Genomic DNA, 15,608 nt, shown 5'->3' on the forward strand with positions numbered 1-15,608 from the left:
CGTGAAAGGGGTGGACGGCTTCACTGTAGGCGCGTAGGTTTTGGCGCATACGCCAATCAGCCCACGAATTACGCCAAATGCCGAAAACCATCCATGTCCTCGCATTCGCCAACGTGCAATTGCTCGATGTCACCGGGCCGTTGCAGGTCTTCGCCTCGGCCAACGACATCGCCCGTCAGCAGGGTTTGCCTGCGCCGTACGCGCCAACGGTAATTGCCAGCGGTGGCGGGGCGGTGAACTCGTCTGCCGGGTTGGCGATGCTGGCCGAGCCGCTGCCGAAGCAGCCCAGCGATACGCTGATCATCGCCGGCGGCTGGGGTGTTTACGCCGCTGCCGAAGATGCCGGGTTGGTGAGTTGGGTGCGTGAACATGCGAATGGCTGTCGGCGCGTGGCGTCGGTCTGCACTGGCGCATTTCTGTTGGCCGCCAGCGGCTGGCTCGACGGTCGCCGGGTCGTCACCCACTGGACCCGCTGCGAGCAACTGGCGCAGCAGCACCCGCAATTGCAGGTCGAACCGAATCCGATCTTCATCAACGACGGCCCGGTCTGGACCTCGGCGGGCGTCACCGCCGGCATCGACCTGGCGCTGGCCATGGTTGAAGACGACCTCGGCCGCGACATGGCCCTGGACGTCGCCCGGCAACTGGTGGTGTTCCTCAAGCGCCCGGGCGGGCAGTCGCAGTTCAGCGTGACGCTGTCGCTGCAAAAACAGGGCAACCGCTTTGACGATTTGCACGCGTGGATCGCCGAACACCTGAACTGCGACCTGGGCATCCCGACCCTCGCCGAACAGGCCGGCATGAGCGAACGCAGCTTCGTGCGCCACTACCGCGCCGACACCGGCCAGACCCCGGCCCGCGCCATCGAACTGATCCGCGTTGAAACCGCTCGCCGGTTGTTGAGTGACACAGGTTTGCCGATCAAACGGGTCGCGGCCAACTGTGGATTTGGCAGTGAAGAAACCTTGAGACGCAGTTTCCTGCGGGCCATGGGCGTGACGCCGCAGGCGTATCGGGAGCGGTTTTCGGTCAGCGCTGCAGCAGATCCAGTAATGCCTTGAGCGTTTCGCCCGGCGCTTCCTCGGGAATGTTATGCCCGACACCCGCCAGCACCCGCCGCTCGTAAATCCCGGTGAAGTGGTGGGCATCTTCATCGTCTTCCGGCGCCGGGCCAACACCATCATCCGCACCGCACAGCGAAATCGTCGGCACGCCGATCGCCGGCTGTTTCTCCAGCGCCTGCTCCATCCCTTCCAGCGCTGGATCGCCCGGCGCATACATGAAGCGATGGCGATAAGAGTGAATCACCACCTCGACGAAATCCGGGTTATCGAACGCCGGCGCGCTCAGCGGAAAACGCTCGGCGTTCCGCGCCCAGGTCGGTGACCACAATTGCCACAGCAACTCGCACAGCGCCCGACGATTCTGCGTCAGCCCTTCAACGCCACGGGGCGTGTGGAAGTAATACTGATACCAGAAGCGATGCTCGCTCTGCGGATCCAGCGGCTGGACCGAATTCGGAATGTCCTGCAGGTTGTAGCCATCGCCCGTCACCAACCCGCGCACCCGCTCGGGGAACAGCGCCGCCACAATGCACGCCGCCCGACCGCCCCAGTCGTAACCGCACAGCGTTGCTTGCTCGATCCCCAGTGCGTTCATCAAATCCAGCAGATCCTGCGCCAGCGCCGCTTGCTGGCCGGAACGCAACGTGTCCGGGCTGTTGAAACGGGTCGGGCCGTAACCGCGCAGATACGGCACGATCACCCGATAACCCTTGGCAGCGAGGGGCGGGGCGATTTCGTCGTAGGCGCGGGGGGAGTAGGGGAAGCCGTGGAGCAGGATGACCGGCATGCCGTTTTCCGGGCCGTGATGTTCATAGCCGATGGTCAGGCTTGGGGTCTGGCTGAATCGGATTTCGGCACGGGTCATGGAAAGTCTCCTTACACCTCGGCTTCCGCCACCTGATTGAAATACTTGCTGCGATCCGGGGTAAACGTCACCACCATCTTAGTCCGCGAGCAGGTCATGACCCGCTCGGCGCCCAGATCAATATCCAGATCCTCCCCGCGCAAACCCTGCCACTGGGCGAGGTATTTCAGTGATCCGTATTTTTCATTCTTCTTCAAGCTGCGACTGACTCCGCCTTTCCAGCCGAGTACCGGCAGTTCATCGGCACGGCAGCGTTGGGCGAGGTCGGGGAAGCGGGCGGCGCGCTGGCGGCCGATTTCCCAGCATTTGATCAGGCCCTTGTCGGCGGCTTCCCACAGTTCGTCGCGCTTGAGGCCGGTGCGCAGAGGGGTATCGATCTGGCGGTGGATGCGTTGGCTCATTCTGGTTCCTTGAATCGGGTTTTTATTGGACAGCTCCGCTGTGCCCGTTGCGGTGGATGGTAGGGGGGGATGTAACAGCTGGCAACAAGGTATTTCGGGGTGTAAGTGCGAAGGATGGGGAAGGCGTGCGGGGGGGGGATGAGTGTTTATCGGTGGTTAAACGCACATGGCGGCAGCCGGATGGCCGCTGATAACCCGCGTGGCCACGGTACAACAGGGTTCAGTGTTGGATGACTGAGGCGGGCATCAGGATATTCAAGTGGGGGGAGCTGACCCATTGACTCAGTCTTTTCCTACAAATTCTGAAGGGTAAAGGCATTTTTCTGACAATGTCTGGTGCTATTTCAGGTGGGAAGACAAGTACATAGATGACGGGAGATGACGGGAGATAACTGGACATGACGAAGTCGCATCGCGATGCGGTCATGCCCAGACGCACAATTGCAGTGTTGGTCACGCCACGAAAGGCGATTCCTGAATCTTTTTCAGGTACGGAGTCAGTAGTTTTGCGTCGAACTCCGGTTCTTGTATGCCACTGTCTTCAAGAAAACGCTGGACGTTGGTGCAGCCCCAAAGATAGGTGTTCTGGTAAAGCTCCACGGTGGACTGGTTGTTGACGATCTTGTCCCGAAACAGGCTCGACAGGGGGTAAAGCGGGGCTCGGGGGTTGGATTTCCAGAGATCGACCCAGTCGTTGAACGGCAGGCGGGTGAATGTCAGGCCGCAATGGGTTTCCAGACGAGCGAAAAAATCCTCAAGGGTCAGGTTTTTCTCGGGCGAGGGGATGAGATTGAATTTTTTGCCAAGGGCCAGCGGGTTGCGGGAAATTCTGCCAATCGCTTCGCACATGTAATCGACGGTCGTCAGTCCTTCGCGCAGGTTGGTCAGTGCGGGTATGGCTTTGAATGCCAGACAGGTCTGGATCAGACGGCTCCACCATTGATATTCGGCAAATTCGCCGGTACGGCTGTCGCAAGTGGCGTAACCCAGGCGAAAGGTCATCAGCGGCAGGCCTTTTTCCGCGGCCAGATCGGCAATCTTTTCCATGACCCATTTGCTGCGCACGTAGCCCAGGTCGGTCACGACGGCGGGCAGATTCTGATCGATGTCGTCGTGCTCATACATCGTGGTTTTACCCGTGTGCAAATGCCCCCAGCTGTACACCGAAATGGTCGACAGCAGGATCAGCGGTTTGAGTCGGCTGCGGGCGGCAAAGTCGATGATCTGTTTGAGCCCTTCAACATTGTCCTTCTTCATGTGGGAGTACGGCTGAATGAAATTGACCGCACTGGCGCAGTGGTAGACGACGTCAATCTGAATGCCCAACTGCGCGTACAACGACTGCTCCATTGCGAACTGCGGTTGTGACAGATCGCCGGGGAAAGTGACAATACGGGCCAGCGCATTGGCGTCGAGCTGAATTTTGTAGCGTTCAAGCGTGGCGGTCACACGTTGCCGGGCCAATGGAAGGCTGGCGGCCCTCACTGGACAATGAATCTTTGCATCGGTTGTCCTCAGCAGTGTTTCAAGCAAGTGAACTCCAATGAAGCCCGTTGCCCCGGTAAGCATGATGTGTTTCGGCTCTGTCAGTTGCGGCTCGCTGAAATGGTCGGGCGGAGCGAACGTCGACGGCAGGCTTATGTCGTCTTGCAGCGTGCGCACCGGCTCGCTTTGCGGTACTGGGGCACTGGCGTTCTTCCTTCGATTCAGCTCTGCGGCCAACGCTTTGATGGAGCGAAACTCGTAGAAATCCCGGACATACGCAGGGACCTGAAGGTGTTCCGAGATGTCGCGCAGCACTGCCGCCGCCATCAATGAGTGACCTCCGACCGCATAAAAGTCATCGCCAGTGGTGAAATCGGCATGGCCCAAATGCTTCTGCCAGATGGCAACGATGCGGGCCTCTGCTTCATTGGCGAAATCGATTGTCCGTACATCTCCGGATGCGGCGGCGAAGCGTGCCTGAAGTGCCTGTTTGTCCGTTTTGCCATTGAGGTTGCAAGGAATGGCATCCAGCAGAAAATAGCGCGCCGGCAACATATAGTCCGGCACTTCTTTTTTCATGCCGATTTTCAAAGCACTGATCAGGAGGCTTGCCTGTGCATCGGTCGTTGGCACGATGAAGGCAATCAGGCGTTTGCCGGCCGGCCCTTCGTTCGCGTCCACCCAGATGACTGCCGCCTTCACACCGGGCTGACGCGAGAGGACTGCCTCCACATCACCCAGTTCGATCCGGTAGCCGCGGATCTTCAGTTGGTCGTCGTTACGCCCCAGGTACTCAATGCTGCCGTCGGGCAGGAAGCGTGCGAGGTCGCCAGTGCGATAAGCCCGCAGGTTACAAGAAGGCAGTGTGATGAAGCGCTGCGCCGTCAGTTCCGGGCTGGACAGGTAGCCGCGCGCCAGGCATTGGCCGCTGATGAACAGCTCACCCATGCTGCCTGCTGAAACAGGCTCGAGTTTTTCATCCAGAATGAACACTCGTGTGTCAGCCACGGGAAACCCTATCGAGGACACACCTGGATCGCCGGACTGATCGAACCGCCGACACGTTGCATAGATCGTCGCTTCCGTGGGGCCGTAGTAATCCACCAATGTGTAGTTCAGGCGTTGAGTATCGATGGGCGGCAGTTTCTCACCCGCTGTAAACAGATACCGCAAGGCATGATTCGGGGTGTGGGGGTAGCCGATCAGTTCTCTGACCAGGGCCGTCGGAACATAGGCGTGGGTGATCGAGTGTTCGCGGTAGAAATCATGCAGGTCAGCAACGCTGCTGCGTATTTCATCCGGCAGGATGTACAGCCTGGCGCCTGCGCACAGCGTTGCCCAGATCTCCCATTGCGAAACGTCAAAGCTGGGGCCGACCATCATTGTCGTACGGCAGTCACTGTTCATCCCAAATCGGTCGTTGTGCCATTCGATCAGGTTCAGCAACGAATGGTGTTCAATCTCGACCCCTTTGGGCTGTCCCGTCGTGCCAGACGTGAAAATCACGTACACGACATCCTCGGCCTTGAGCATGAGCGATGGGGGGAGAGCAGATGAAGGGGCCTCGAGCAGGGTCTTGATGGATTGCTTGGGTACTGCACTATCCGTGGCATCGTCGCTGTCGGTCACCAGTACCACGTCAGCCCCGCATTGATCGATGATGCTGCGTTTGCGGCTATCCGGCAGGCGGGCATCGATCGGCACATGACAGGCGGTGGACTTGATGACCCCGAGCTGAGCGACGATCAGCTCGATGGACCGGTGCCCGATGATGGGCACCCGTTGACCCTGTTTGATGGCGTTCTGAATCAGATAGCTGGCGACTTTCTCACTTTCGCTATCGAGTTCAGCGTAAGTGACCTGTCGTTCAGGACTGTGGAGGGCAATGTGATGGGGAAGCTGCTTAACGTTCTGTTTGAAAAGCTCCAGGACAGTTTGAGGTTGCATGATGACGCTCCGGTCAGTGCCCCGTCCAAACCGCATTTTGTTCTTCGTAGCCAAAATATTGTGGGGCATCCTCATTTTAGGAAGCTGTGGGGAATCACGGTCCTTGCTGCCTAGAGCGTGTTTTCATAGGGGATAGCCAAGTGTGGAATATAAGGAAACGTTCACTCACGGCTGCCAGTAATTCTTCTCCCCACTCAACTTGCGATCAAGAAAACTCGCCGCACTGATCAACGCCAGATGGGTTAACGCCTGGGGCGTGTTGCCCAGATGCCGGCCGCGGTTGTCGAATTCCTCGGCGTACAACCCCAGCGGATTGGCGTAGCGCAGCAGTTGCTCGAATTCCAGATGAGCCTTTTCAACTTGCCCTGCGCGGGCCAGGCATTCGACGTACCAGAACGAGCACGCGGCGAAGGCGCCTTCAGTGCCGGACAAACCGTCGATGCCGGCATCGTCGTTGCGGTAGCGGTAAACCATGCCGTCACGCACCAGATGTTTCTCGATGGCTTCCAGCGTCGCCAGCCATTTCGGATCCTTGGCGCTGACGAAGCGCACCAGCGGCATCAGCAGCATCGAGCCATCCAGCGCCGTGCCGCCCTGGTATTGCACAAAATGTCCGCGCTCTTCGTTCCAGAAGTTGTCCCAGATGTCGGCGTGGATCGCCTGACGGGTCTGGTCCCAGCGGGCGAACGGTGCCGGCAGCGAGCGTTTTGAAGCCAGGCGGATCGCCCGGTCCAGCGCCACCCAGCACATCAGTCGCGAGTGCAGGAAGTGATGTTGCTCACCGCGCATTTCCCAGATGCCTACATCCTTGGTCTGCCAGGTCTCACAGACCTGGTCGACCACTTCCATCACGTGTTGCCAGCCTTCGTGGGAAATCGCGTCGCCGTATTTGTTGACCAGATAAACGGCGTCCATCAGTTCGCCGAAGATATCCAGTTGAATCTGGTCGTACGCGCCATTGCCGATCCGTACCGGTTTCGCGCCGCCATGGCCGGACAAATGCGTGAGTTCGGTTTCCGGCAGTTCCTGGCGGCCGTCGATCGCATAGAGGATGTTCAGCTTCATCGACGACTGGCCGCAGCAGTCGCTGACCCGCCCGCGCAGCCAGCGCATGTAGGCGTTGGCTTCGTCGACAAACCCCAGGCGCATGAAGGCGTAGACGGTGAACGAGGCGTCGCGGATCCAGGTGTAGCGATAGTCCCAGTTGCGTTCGCCGCCGGGTGTTTCCGGCAGGCCGAAGGTGGCGGCGGCGAGGATTGCGCCGTGCTGGCGTGAGGTCAACAACTTCAGAGCGAGGGCCGAGCGGTTGACCATTTCCCGCCAGCGACCGCGATAGTTGGACTGGCCGATCCAGTCGCGCCAGAACTTCAGCGTGCGTTCGATGCACAGCTGCGCGGCGCCTTCGGCAAAGCGCGGATCGTCGCTGGCGCCGAGCATGAATGCGGCAGTCTGATTCTGCTTGAGGGTGAATTGCCCGACCGCCGCAGCGTGATCGACGCTCAAGGTTTGATCCGAGGCCAGGCGCAGCGTCGGCTGCCCGCTGGCGCTGAACAGCACATCCTGTTTATCGATGACGGCGCGGGTCTCAGCGCGGGCGTAGTCATGCCGAACGGCGCAGCGCAGGTGAAACGTCGCCTGCCCGCTGACCACCCGAACTCGGCGCATCAACAGCGGCAAGGCATCGTCGTTGTCGCCAATCGGCAGCAGATCGGTGATTTCCACCACGGCGTGGTCGCTGAGCCAGCGGGTTTGCAGGACATTGGTGTCCGGCAGGTAGATCTGCTCGCGCCGGGCATCGGGCAGGTCTGGCGCGAGCTGGAAAATTCCCGCGTCGGGGGTATCGAGCAGCGAACAGAAGATCGACGGACTGTCGAACTCCGGCCAGCAGAAGAAATCCACACTGCCCTTGTCGTTGACCAGCGCTGCGCTGCGCAGGTCGCCAATGATGCCGTGGGCGTCGATGGGGCTTTGTCGTTCGGAAGGATGCTCAGCCATTGCCACGGAACTCCGGATAGAGGCTCATGCCGCCGTCGATGAACAGGGTGGTGCCGACGATGTAGTCGGAGGCATCGGAGGCGAGAAACACCACCGCGTTGGCCACGTCCTCGACATCGCCGATGCGCCCGTAAGGGATGAGTTTGAGCAGCGCCTGGCCCGCATCGCCTTCGGTGGCGTCCTTATTGATGGCCGTGCGGATCGCCCCCGGCGCGATGCCGTTGATGCGGATGCGCTGGTGGCTGACTTCCTGAGCCAGGGTCTGCATCAACTGATCGACGCCGCCCTTGGACGCTGCGTAATTCACGTGTCCGGCCCATGGAATGCGCTGGTGCACCGAACTCATGTGGATGATCTTGCCGGCAGCCCGGGACACGCCTTCGCGCACGCCCTGGCGGTTGAAGATCCGCAGCGCGGCGCGGGCGCAGAGGAACTGGCCGGTGAGGTTGACGCCGATCACCGCGTTCCAGTCGGCCAGCGACATATCCACAGCCGCCGCGTCTTTTTGCAGGCCGGAGTTGGCCACCAGAATGTCCAGCGTTCCAAAGGCGTCGAGGGTCTGTTGGAACAGCCGCTCAACGTCTTCCTCCTTCGAGACATCGGCGCCGATGGCGATGGCTTGGCCACCGTCGGCGACGATCTGCCGGGCCAGCGCTTCGGCGGGCTCGGCCTGACGGTTGTAGTTGATGACCACGGCAGCACCGGCAGCGGCCAGGGCTTTGGCGGCACCGTGGCCGATGCCGGAACTGGCGCCGGTGACAAGAGCCACTTGGCGGGCGAGGGAAATCTGCATGAACGGTCGCGCCTTATGCGGGGATCTGATCTGCTGACCGGCATCCTTGAGTCAGAGTTCAGCGTGAATGCGAAGGGGCACGTAATCAAGTCGAGCCCCGCAGGGCTGGACGGGTTCAGATATGGTACCGGGCACTGTGTTTATGCCACTCCAGATTGCCACCGATCCATGTACTCAATCCTGTGAGATAGCGCCGCAATACCGGCGAGCGCGTGCCTTTCATCAGCGTTCCATGCAGGCGTTCGTATTCTTCCATCACTGCGTCATGGATATCGGCTGCCAGGTCGATTGCCTCTTGAAGCGAACAGTTGTGCCTGGCTGCCAGCAGATAAGGCAGCTTGAAGTCGCCGGTTTCGTTCAGGTGCTCTTTGTAAGCGGAATACAGATCGTTGACCAGAGTGGTCGCCAGCGAAGCCAGTGCGGTGATGTGGTGAATCTCTGGACGGGAATATGTGTTGGCCGGGACTTCGTAGCCGCCAATCGGATCGATCAATACCAGGCAAGGCCAGAAGCTGTTGACCTGCCGACTGGCCAGGTATTCGGCGACGGTGGGTTGAGTGCCATAGAGGCGCCAAGGACCTTCCGCCGCCATGGTGACGAACATGGCGATGGTGATCTGGCGTACCCGGGCGACTTGCGAGGGCGTGCAGAATTGGGCGACCCGTTTCATGTAAGCCAGCAATCCTCTGATCACTGGGTCGCGTATCTGCTGTTTTACGAGTTCTTTGTCGAACGGTGCAGGCACATAGGGCGGGTCGATCGCGGTGAGGGCGAACGATAAGTGTTCGGCCACTGTCTCGGGGCGACCGCCGAGGGATTGATCGTCGCAATAGTGATCGTCCACCGCAAACAACGCCGCAAAGCATTGCGCTGCGAGTAACAGTCGATTCGGATCATTCGTGTCGGCGTGGCACAGCATTGCATAGCGACCGAAGTCGCTGGCGCGGATTTTTTCCTCTTTGCCGGCAAAGATTCCCACGCTCGGTATCCAGGCCATCAGGCGATCGTTGACTTCCTGGCCCAGCGCATCATCAATGCGCGTAGGCGGCGGGCAGCGTACGGCGCGGATGATAAAGGGTGCAGTCGCGCTGCGTGGTGTCGGGGCAATGGATTGATTCATGGTGCGATCCTTTATTCGCGGTCGATTGTGGTGCTCACCGACGCGGTTCCTGGGCAGGGGTGACAGGTCCATGTAAAACCTTTGGCAGAATTTACGCACCTGTCAGGTTTGACAGGTGCGCAGCTCAATGGACGAGCGGTCAGCGACCCGCCCGAAGCGTCAGGCAGGCAATTCGCGAAGCCAAGATCCTGAACCTTTCGCGGGAGCACTCCCCTCACACTCCACCAATAATTCCTCGCTTCCCCGCCCGTCAGGCTTTGTGGCAACTTGGCTACGAGTTCACATTGAAACTTGAAGAGATCTCCAACGACGTTGCTAAATCTATTCAACTTCACCGGGATGGATTTAACAGTGCTTCCAGTCTGGCTTTGGCCTCGGATTGCAGGCCATACCGGGCAGTCACGTAGGCGTCGAGCAACTCAGTGAAGTCCGTTGCGATGTTGCTGCCCTTGAGTGTCATTACCCGCTCGCCGTCCATGTACACCGGTGCCGATGGATGCTCTCCTGCTCCAGGCAGGGAAATGCCGATGTTCGCCAGACGGCTTTCGCCCGGGCCATTGACGACGCAGCCCATGACCGCGACATGCATATTTTCGACGCCGGGAAATTGCATTTTCCACTCGGGCATTCGGGCCTGGAGAAAACCTTCAATCTGCTGCGCCAGTTCCTGAAAAAAGCTGCTGGTGGTGCGCCCGCACCCGGGACAGGCCACCACGGTGGGGGTAAATGCACGCAAGCCCATGACCTGCAGAATCTGCTGCGCCACGAGCACTTCACGGGTGCGGTCACCGTTGGGTTCCGGAGTCAGGGAAATGCGCAGCGTGTCACCGATGCCTTCCTGCAAAAGCACCGCCAGCGCGGTAGAGGAGGCGACGATACCTTTGGAGCCCATGCCGGCCTCGGTCAACCCCAGATGCAGCGGAAAATCGCAACGTGCGGCGAGATTGCGGTACACCGCGATCAAATCCTGCACATGGCTGACTTTTGCCGACAGCACAATCCGGTCTGCCGGCAAGCCGACGTCGATGGCCCGTTGCGCATTCTCCAGCGCCGATACCACTAGCGCCTCACGCATCACCGCATCGGACTCCAGCGGCAGGGCTGATGCCGCGTTTGCGTCCATCATTCGAGCCAGCAAAACCGGGTCCAGGCTGCCCCAGTTAACGCCGATTCTCACCGGCTTGCCGTAGCGGCAGGCGGCTTCGATCATGCTGCAAAACTGCTCGTCACGCTTGGCCCCTTTGCCGACATTGCCGGGGTTGATGCGGTACTTGCCCAGTGCCTCGGCGCATTCGGGATATGCCGCCAATAAACGATGGCCGTTGAAATGAAAGTCACCCACCAGCGGCACTTTAATGTTGCGCCGATCCAGAAGCTCGCGAATGTGCGCCACTTGCGCTGCGGCATCGTGGCTGTTGACCGTGATCCGCACCAGCTCGGCACCTGCCAGCGCCAGACTTTCGACCTGACGGGCTGTGGCTTGGGCGTCGGTGGTGTCGGTGTTGGTCATGGCCTGCACAACAACAGGCCCTTCGCTGCCTATGGTGACGGGACCGATGATTACTTGCCGGGTGGTGCGTCGAACGATGGGGTTGTCCATGGATTTGACTCCAGTGGGGTGCTGCTTACTGACGGGTGATCAACCCGTCGGGAAGGCGGAAGTGAACATGTTCTTCGCGCCCCGGCAGGTTCTCGATCTGGAGCGGGGCGATCCTGCTCAGGGCGTTGAGAACATCGCTGACCATTGCCTCAGGCGTTGAAGCCCCGGCGGTAATACCGATGGTCGATTGATCGTTAAGCCATTCGCTGTGAACTGCGCTGCCATCGGCGATCAGGTAACTGGGGATTCCTGTTTCAGCGGCGATATCACGCAACGTCACGGAGTTGGCGCTTTGTGGGCTGCCGATCACCAGCACCACATCGACGCATTGGCTCAGTTCACGTACAGCCGTTTGACGATTCTGTACGGCATAGCAAATGTCGCGGGTGTCGGGTCCGATGATCTGCGGATAACGCCGCTTGAGTGCGTCGACTACTGCATGGGTGTCGTCGACGCTGAGGGTGGTTTGGGTGATGTAGGCCAGCGGTGTGTCCTGTGAAAACTCGAGTGTGGCGACTTGCGCTTCGGTTTGTACGACCACCACCGGAGAGGGAATTTGTCCGAGCGTGCCGATCACCTCGGGATGGTCCGGTTCGCCAATCAGGATCACCTGATAACCTCGGGCAGCGTATTGACGACCCTGGTTGTGCACTTTGGTCACCAGCGGGCAGGTGGCGTCCAGGACCTTTAATCCCCGCTGGTGAGCATTGTTTTCTACCTCTTTTCCAACACCATGAGCGCTGAAAATCGTGACGGCATTGGCTGGTACTTCATTCAGATCTTCGACGAATCGTGCTCCTTTGGCCCGCAAGTCCTCGACCACGTGCTGGTTATGGACGATTTCGTGCCGCACATAGACTGGTGCACCGAATTGCTCAAGGGCCTGTTCGACGGTATCGACAGCGCGAACTACACCGGCGCAGAAACCTCGGGGTTGGGCGAGGATGACTTTCATGGTGGATTCTCACGTTCCTTCGGTATTTACCTGTCAATGAGCACAATCTATCTGAACAGGCTTCGCCCACATCTCTGTCGCTAAAGGTTCGCGAGGGGCTTTTACGGCTGTTCGATGCTACTCAAAGGGCGATCAGTGTCCATTGCTGGCCCTGGCTCCGTGACACTTCAAGTGTGTATGTCGCGGGTAGAAGCAATGAGCGATCCCGTTAGCGGTAGCTTTTCGGGCGCGACTTCATGAGGTGGATAGAACTGCGCCGTCCAACTGCGGAAAATCATAATCGGGCCTTCGTTGACGGTGAGTTTAGGTTTTGCGCCGTAATTCCTGTACGCCCAGATATGAAGGTCTTTTTTCGCCTCAGGAATGAACCAGAAATGGTAAGCCGCCGCTGTCAGGGCCAGATTCAATGTGTTTCTTATCCAGCGTGGGAACATCGAGAGCCTCTCGACCCGAAGCACCATGAAGTCTTTCAATGACCATTGCTGTGGGGCTATCTGGGTAGGAGTCACCATCAATATGATATGCAGACCTAGTCGTTTCTGGGTCACATCCACAACCGTTAATCCGAGCCCGTAAAGCGTCATTTTCATCTCTATGGCGAGCCCGAGTACTTCCATAGTGTACTGGACTGTCAGTTGATGACCTTCGGCGATAGGTGGCTGCATGACTGCATTCATCCAGCTGTGAACAGGTGCGAAATGGTTCAGGTCAAAGACATTTTCGCCTATGTTCTGGAGGTTGCCCCGTGCGTTGTGATGACTTCTGAGCGGAGTGGGAAATCCTGCCAATTGAAGGTCGGGCAGTTTCCATATTGCGTGGGGTACATCAGATCCCTGCCACACGAATATCAGTCCGTTCCATTCTTGTACTCGGCGGTGAGTGAGCCTTGCCTGTGGCGGTTTGATCCCGCTGGGAGTGTGTAGGCAATGGCCATCCGCAGTGAACGCGAAATGATGAAACGGGCACACAATGGTTTCGCCGACGATCTTTCCTCCTCTTCCGAGATGGGCACCCAGGTGCGGACAAAAGGGCTCGACGGCTCGGACAGCGCCTGATTCCGTGCGGTAAAGCACTAATTCCTCGCCCATGAATGGCACCGTTTTCACAGCTTTGGGTTTGAGTTCACTGGCGAAGCACAGTACGAACCAGCCGTCAGGATATAAAGTTGATGGAGTTATCCTCTCATTAGGAGTGCTCGACATTGTCACGAAGTGATCCCACCTATAGTTGAGTATTAATGGACGGTGAGTTTCCCCACTATCTCGTAATCGACAGGATTCCTGTCGCACACTTTTTTCTCTATGTGGCCTAGTCTATAGGGGCTGAATGCAAAGGATCGTAATGCCACCACCAAGATATTGAAGGAATATCGACTATTCCCCTGCAATTATCCGGGAAGTTCTCGGTCAGAGTTCCCCCGTAATAAGCCAGTGGTCCGTCGACTCCATTCAAGTAACGGTATCGAGGGTTTTCAATTATCCACTCCAACCCCCCACGCCAGTAACAATCCAGGCTCTGGATATAGGCTTCAACTTCCGGTGATGCTTTTGCTAGCACAGACTCTCTCAGTCGCATATACAAGCCAGCAATGTTGTCGCGCATGCTGAAAGCTTCTGCCAATGCTTGATTATGAGTAATTCCAGTGCGCTGTTGAATCAGAGAGACAATATTATGTTGTCTGCCCTCGGGATCTCTTGCCAGTTCTTTGCCATACGAAAAGAAGTCACTTTCCCAGACAATCATCATTGCAGCCATTTCGGTCAGAGCACATAGGCGTCGATCCTCCATATCTGACTGGCTTATATTGACCAGGGTGCTAATATGGCCAAAAGTTGGAAAAACCATTCCGCCACCTGAACTAAGACGCAGCAGTGCGCTATCGTTCAAGGTTGGTTGTGGATTGACCAGTTTTCCTACTTCGACCATGAAGTAGCCACGTTGAGTATTTACAAATCTAGAGGTGTGTAATGGAGTTGTATATTTGTCCAGCCTTAGACGTATGTCGCGTAAAGCCATTGCAAAATTGTTTTCAGGGTAAGCGGGGACTTCGGGTGATTCGATCGAGCGTTGCATCTGTAACATGGCGGTAATTGATCGCGCGGGGTTTTCACTCATTGCACCTTCGTCGCAGTACTCGTCGTCAAATGAAAAAGCCCAAAGAGTATAGTCCGCGAAGATTTGTGCGATATAAGCACTCGCCGCATAGGGGTACATCAGTGCCGCCAGGCGGCCGCATCCAACGCTGGCCAGACGTTGCCGATGTTTTTCATCACTGTATAAATGCCATTTATCCATCCACGAGATAACTCCTTCCTCAAGCTTTTCACTTTCTGGATAAATTCTATATGGCAATGGGCAATTGATATTGGTTAGTGTAAGAGTGGTCATGTAGACTCCTTGTGATATTTTTAAAAGCGATCAGAACTTTTCGCCTGGCTTTTTTACAATCACACTATAAGTAGAAACCTTGTTCTTAAGCAGCGCCACCGACCAGTTCTCCGCCAATACCCGCAACTCTTCCAATGCCCCCGTCACCCCATTCGGAAACAGTTCCTCGTTTTCAATATTGGCTTTCGAATCCATCAACCAGCGTGCAACATCTATGTTGGATGGCAATACGCGCATGTCATGAGTGGTGAAACCACTCCCTTCCAGCACTTGACGAAAGTACTCAGGTGTCTTGCGGTGTTTGCAGGCCAAGCGATCCACGTCATCCGGAGTGTCGGGTTTGTATTCCTTGGGATCGGTGTTGTAAAGGTTGTCGGAAATCACCACGACGCCGCTTTCGCGCACTCGAGAAAAGAGGGCGCGCATGGTGTTTTCGTAGAGTTCATCGGGAAAGTGCGAGATCACGCCGCGAATGATCACCAGGTCATAGGGCTCATCGGCATCGGGGAGCAATTCGATGTCTTTGGCGTTGCACAGGTACAGATTGATGCGATCGGTCAAACCCTGTTCGGCGTGAAATTTTGCGCAGAATTCCAGTTGGCGCCGGCTGACGTTCACGCCGTCGAGGTGCTGGCATTCCGGGAAGCGTTCGGCCAGGTACTTAAGGATGTAACCCCAGCCACAGCCGATATCGAGAATACGTTTGATCGGTGGGCGATCGGGTTCTTCCAGACCTGCCAGTTTCAGTTGGCGCTCAAAGTAGCGAATACCTGACTCGTCGAGGCTGATTGGCGGTGTCGAACGTGGATCGTCATAGACACCGAACTGGAAGAGGATGTAATTACCGATCGCCTTGCGCCAGTCTTCGGGACTGTCGCCATAGGTGTATACAACCTTTTCCTGGTAGTTATCGACGCTGGATCCTTGAATGATCTGATAGGGCAAGTGAGTTTCGTCGGCGATGACAGCCGGTTTGGCTTGTTTGCTCATTGTTT

The 15,608-nt window shown here is 57.6% G+C and carries 12 protein-coding genes; 1 reads left to right on the forward strand and 11 read right to left on the reverse strand.

The window, feature by feature from the left end; genetic code table 11:
* The first annotated feature begins 77 nt into the window (after positions 1–77).
* The gene (locus ACEN93_RS26405) at positions 78–1,061 is read left to right on the forward strand and encodes a GlxA family transcriptional regulator (protein ID WP_495610692.1); all 984 of its coding nucleotides are present in this window, start codon (positions 78–80) and stop codon (positions 1,059–1,061) included.
* On the opposite strand, the gene ACEN93_RS26410 is transcribed toward ACEN93_RS26405, so the two are convergent.
* From ACEN93_RS26410 to ACEN93_RS26460, 11 genes are all read right to left on the reverse strand, one after another.
* Positions 1,030–1,929 carry an alpha/beta fold hydrolase gene (locus ACEN93_RS26410; protein WP_495610693.1) on the reverse strand — a complete coding sequence of 300 codons (900 nt, stop codon included), beginning with the start codon at positions 1,927–1,929 and terminating at the stop codon, positions 1,030–1,032. The two genes, ACEN93_RS26405 and ACEN93_RS26410, sit on opposite strands and share 32 nt — an antisense overlap.
* An 11-nt stretch (positions 1,930–1,940) precedes the next feature.
* Positions 1,941–2,330 (reverse strand): hypothetical protein, encoded by a 390-nt coding sequence (locus ACEN93_RS26415; protein WP_074687651.1) that lies wholly within the window; start codon positions 2,328–2,330, stop codon positions 1,941–1,943.
* 453 nt (positions 2,331–2,783) lie between these two features.
* Positions 2,784–5,762: an amino acid adenylation domain-containing protein gene (locus tag ACEN93_RS26420; protein ID WP_103386389.1), complete on the reverse strand. Its 2,979-nt coding sequence runs from the start codon at positions 5,760–5,762 to the stop codon at positions 2,784–2,786.
* Between the two features lie 165 nt (positions 5,763–5,927).
* Positions 5,928–7,757: a glycoside hydrolase family 15 protein gene (locus ACEN93_RS26425; RefSeq protein ID WP_490841652.1), complete on the reverse strand. Its 1,830-nt coding sequence runs from the start codon at positions 7,755–7,757 to the stop codon at positions 5,928–5,930.
* Complete coding sequence (locus tag ACEN93_RS26430; protein WP_085667895.1) at positions 7,750–8,550, reverse strand: glucose 1-dehydrogenase; 801 nt, start codon at positions 8,548–8,550, stop codon at positions 7,750–7,752. Before ACEN93_RS26430 ends, ACEN93_RS26425 begins: the two co-directional genes overlap by 8 nt.
* A gap of 115 nt (positions 8,551–8,665) precedes the next feature.
* A complete protein-coding gene (locus tag ACEN93_RS26435; protein WP_103386386.1) occupies positions 8,666–9,670 on the reverse strand; it encodes a terpene synthase family protein in 1,005 nt (334 codons plus the stop codon).
* Positions 9,671–10,001: 331 nt separating this feature from the next.
* Positions 10,002–11,270: a flavodoxin-dependent (E)-4-hydroxy-3-methylbut-2-enyl-diphosphate synthase gene (gene ispG / locus ACEN93_RS26440; protein ID WP_414882506.1), complete on the reverse strand. Its 1,269-nt coding sequence runs from the start codon at positions 11,268–11,270 to the stop codon at positions 10,002–10,004.
* 25 nt (positions 11,271–11,295) lie between these two features.
* Positions 11,296–12,225, reverse strand: coding sequence for a 4-hydroxy-3-methylbut-2-enyl diphosphate reductase (gene ispH, locus ACEN93_RS26445; protein ID WP_414882505.1), 930 nt, complete (start codon positions 12,223–12,225; stop codon positions 11,296–11,298).
* 167 nt (positions 12,226–12,392) lie between these two features.
* Positions 12,393–13,427: a Rieske 2Fe-2S domain-containing protein gene (locus tag ACEN93_RS26450; RefSeq protein ID WP_414882619.1), complete on the reverse strand. Its 1,035-nt coding sequence runs from the start codon at positions 13,425–13,427 to the stop codon at positions 12,393–12,395.
* Between the two features lie 106 nt (positions 13,428–13,533).
* Positions 13,534–14,613, reverse strand: coding sequence for a terpene synthase family protein (locus ACEN93_RS26455; RefSeq protein WP_414882504.1), 1,080 nt, complete (start codon positions 14,611–14,613; stop codon positions 13,534–13,536).
* Positions 14,614–14,643: 30 nt separating this feature from the next.
* Positions 14,644–15,603, reverse strand: coding sequence for an SAM-dependent methyltransferase (locus ACEN93_RS26460; RefSeq protein ID WP_414882503.1), 960 nt, complete (start codon positions 15,601–15,603; stop codon positions 14,644–14,646).
* Positions 15,604–15,608 lie beyond the last annotated feature (5 nt).

The organism is Pseudomonas sp. Pseusp21 (assembly GCF_059492145.1).

Coding starts and splice junctions, on each gene's coding strand:
- ACEN93_RS26415 (WP_074687651.1), bottom strand. CDS start 2,330: ATGAGCCAACGCATCCACCGCCAGATCGATACCCCTCTGCGCACCGGC.
- ACEN93_RS26405 (WP_495610692.1), top strand. CDS start 78: ATGCCGAAAACCATCCATGTCCTCGCATTCGCCAACGTGCAATTGCTC.
- ACEN93_RS26435 (WP_103386386.1), bottom strand. CDS start 9,670: ATGAATCAATCCATTGCCCCGACACCACGCAGCGCGACTGCACCCTTT.
- ispG (WP_414882506.1), bottom strand. CDS start 11,270: ATGGACAACCCCATCGTTCGACGCACCACCCGGCAAGTAATCATCGGT.
- ACEN93_RS26430 (WP_085667895.1), bottom strand. CDS start 8,550: ATGCAGATTTCCCTCGCCCGCCAAGTGGCTCTTGTCACCGGCGCCAGT.
- ACEN93_RS26450 (WP_414882619.1), bottom strand. CDS start 13,427: ATGTCGAGCACTCCTAATGAGAGGATAACTCCATCAACTTTATATCCT.
- ACEN93_RS26455 (WP_414882504.1), bottom strand. CDS start 14,613: ATGACCACTCTTACACTAACCAATATCAATTGCCCATTGCCATATAGA.
- ACEN93_RS26460 (WP_414882503.1), bottom strand. CDS start 15,603: ATGAGCAAACAAGCCAAACCGGCTGTCATCGCCGACGAAACTCACTTG.
- ACEN93_RS26420 (WP_103386389.1), bottom strand. CDS start 5,762: ATGCAACCTCAAACTGTCCTGGAGCTTTTCAAACAGAACGTTAAGCAG.
- ACEN93_RS26410 (WP_495610693.1), bottom strand. CDS start 1,929: ATGACCCGTGCCGAAATCCGATTCAGCCAGACCCCAAGCCTGACCATC.
- ACEN93_RS26425 (WP_490841652.1), bottom strand. CDS start 7,757: ATGGCTGAGCATCCTTCCGAACGACAAAGCCCCATCGACGCCCACGGC.
- ispH (WP_414882505.1), bottom strand. CDS start 12,225: ATGAAAGTCATCCTCGCCCAACCCCGAGGTTTCTGCGCCGGTGTAGTT.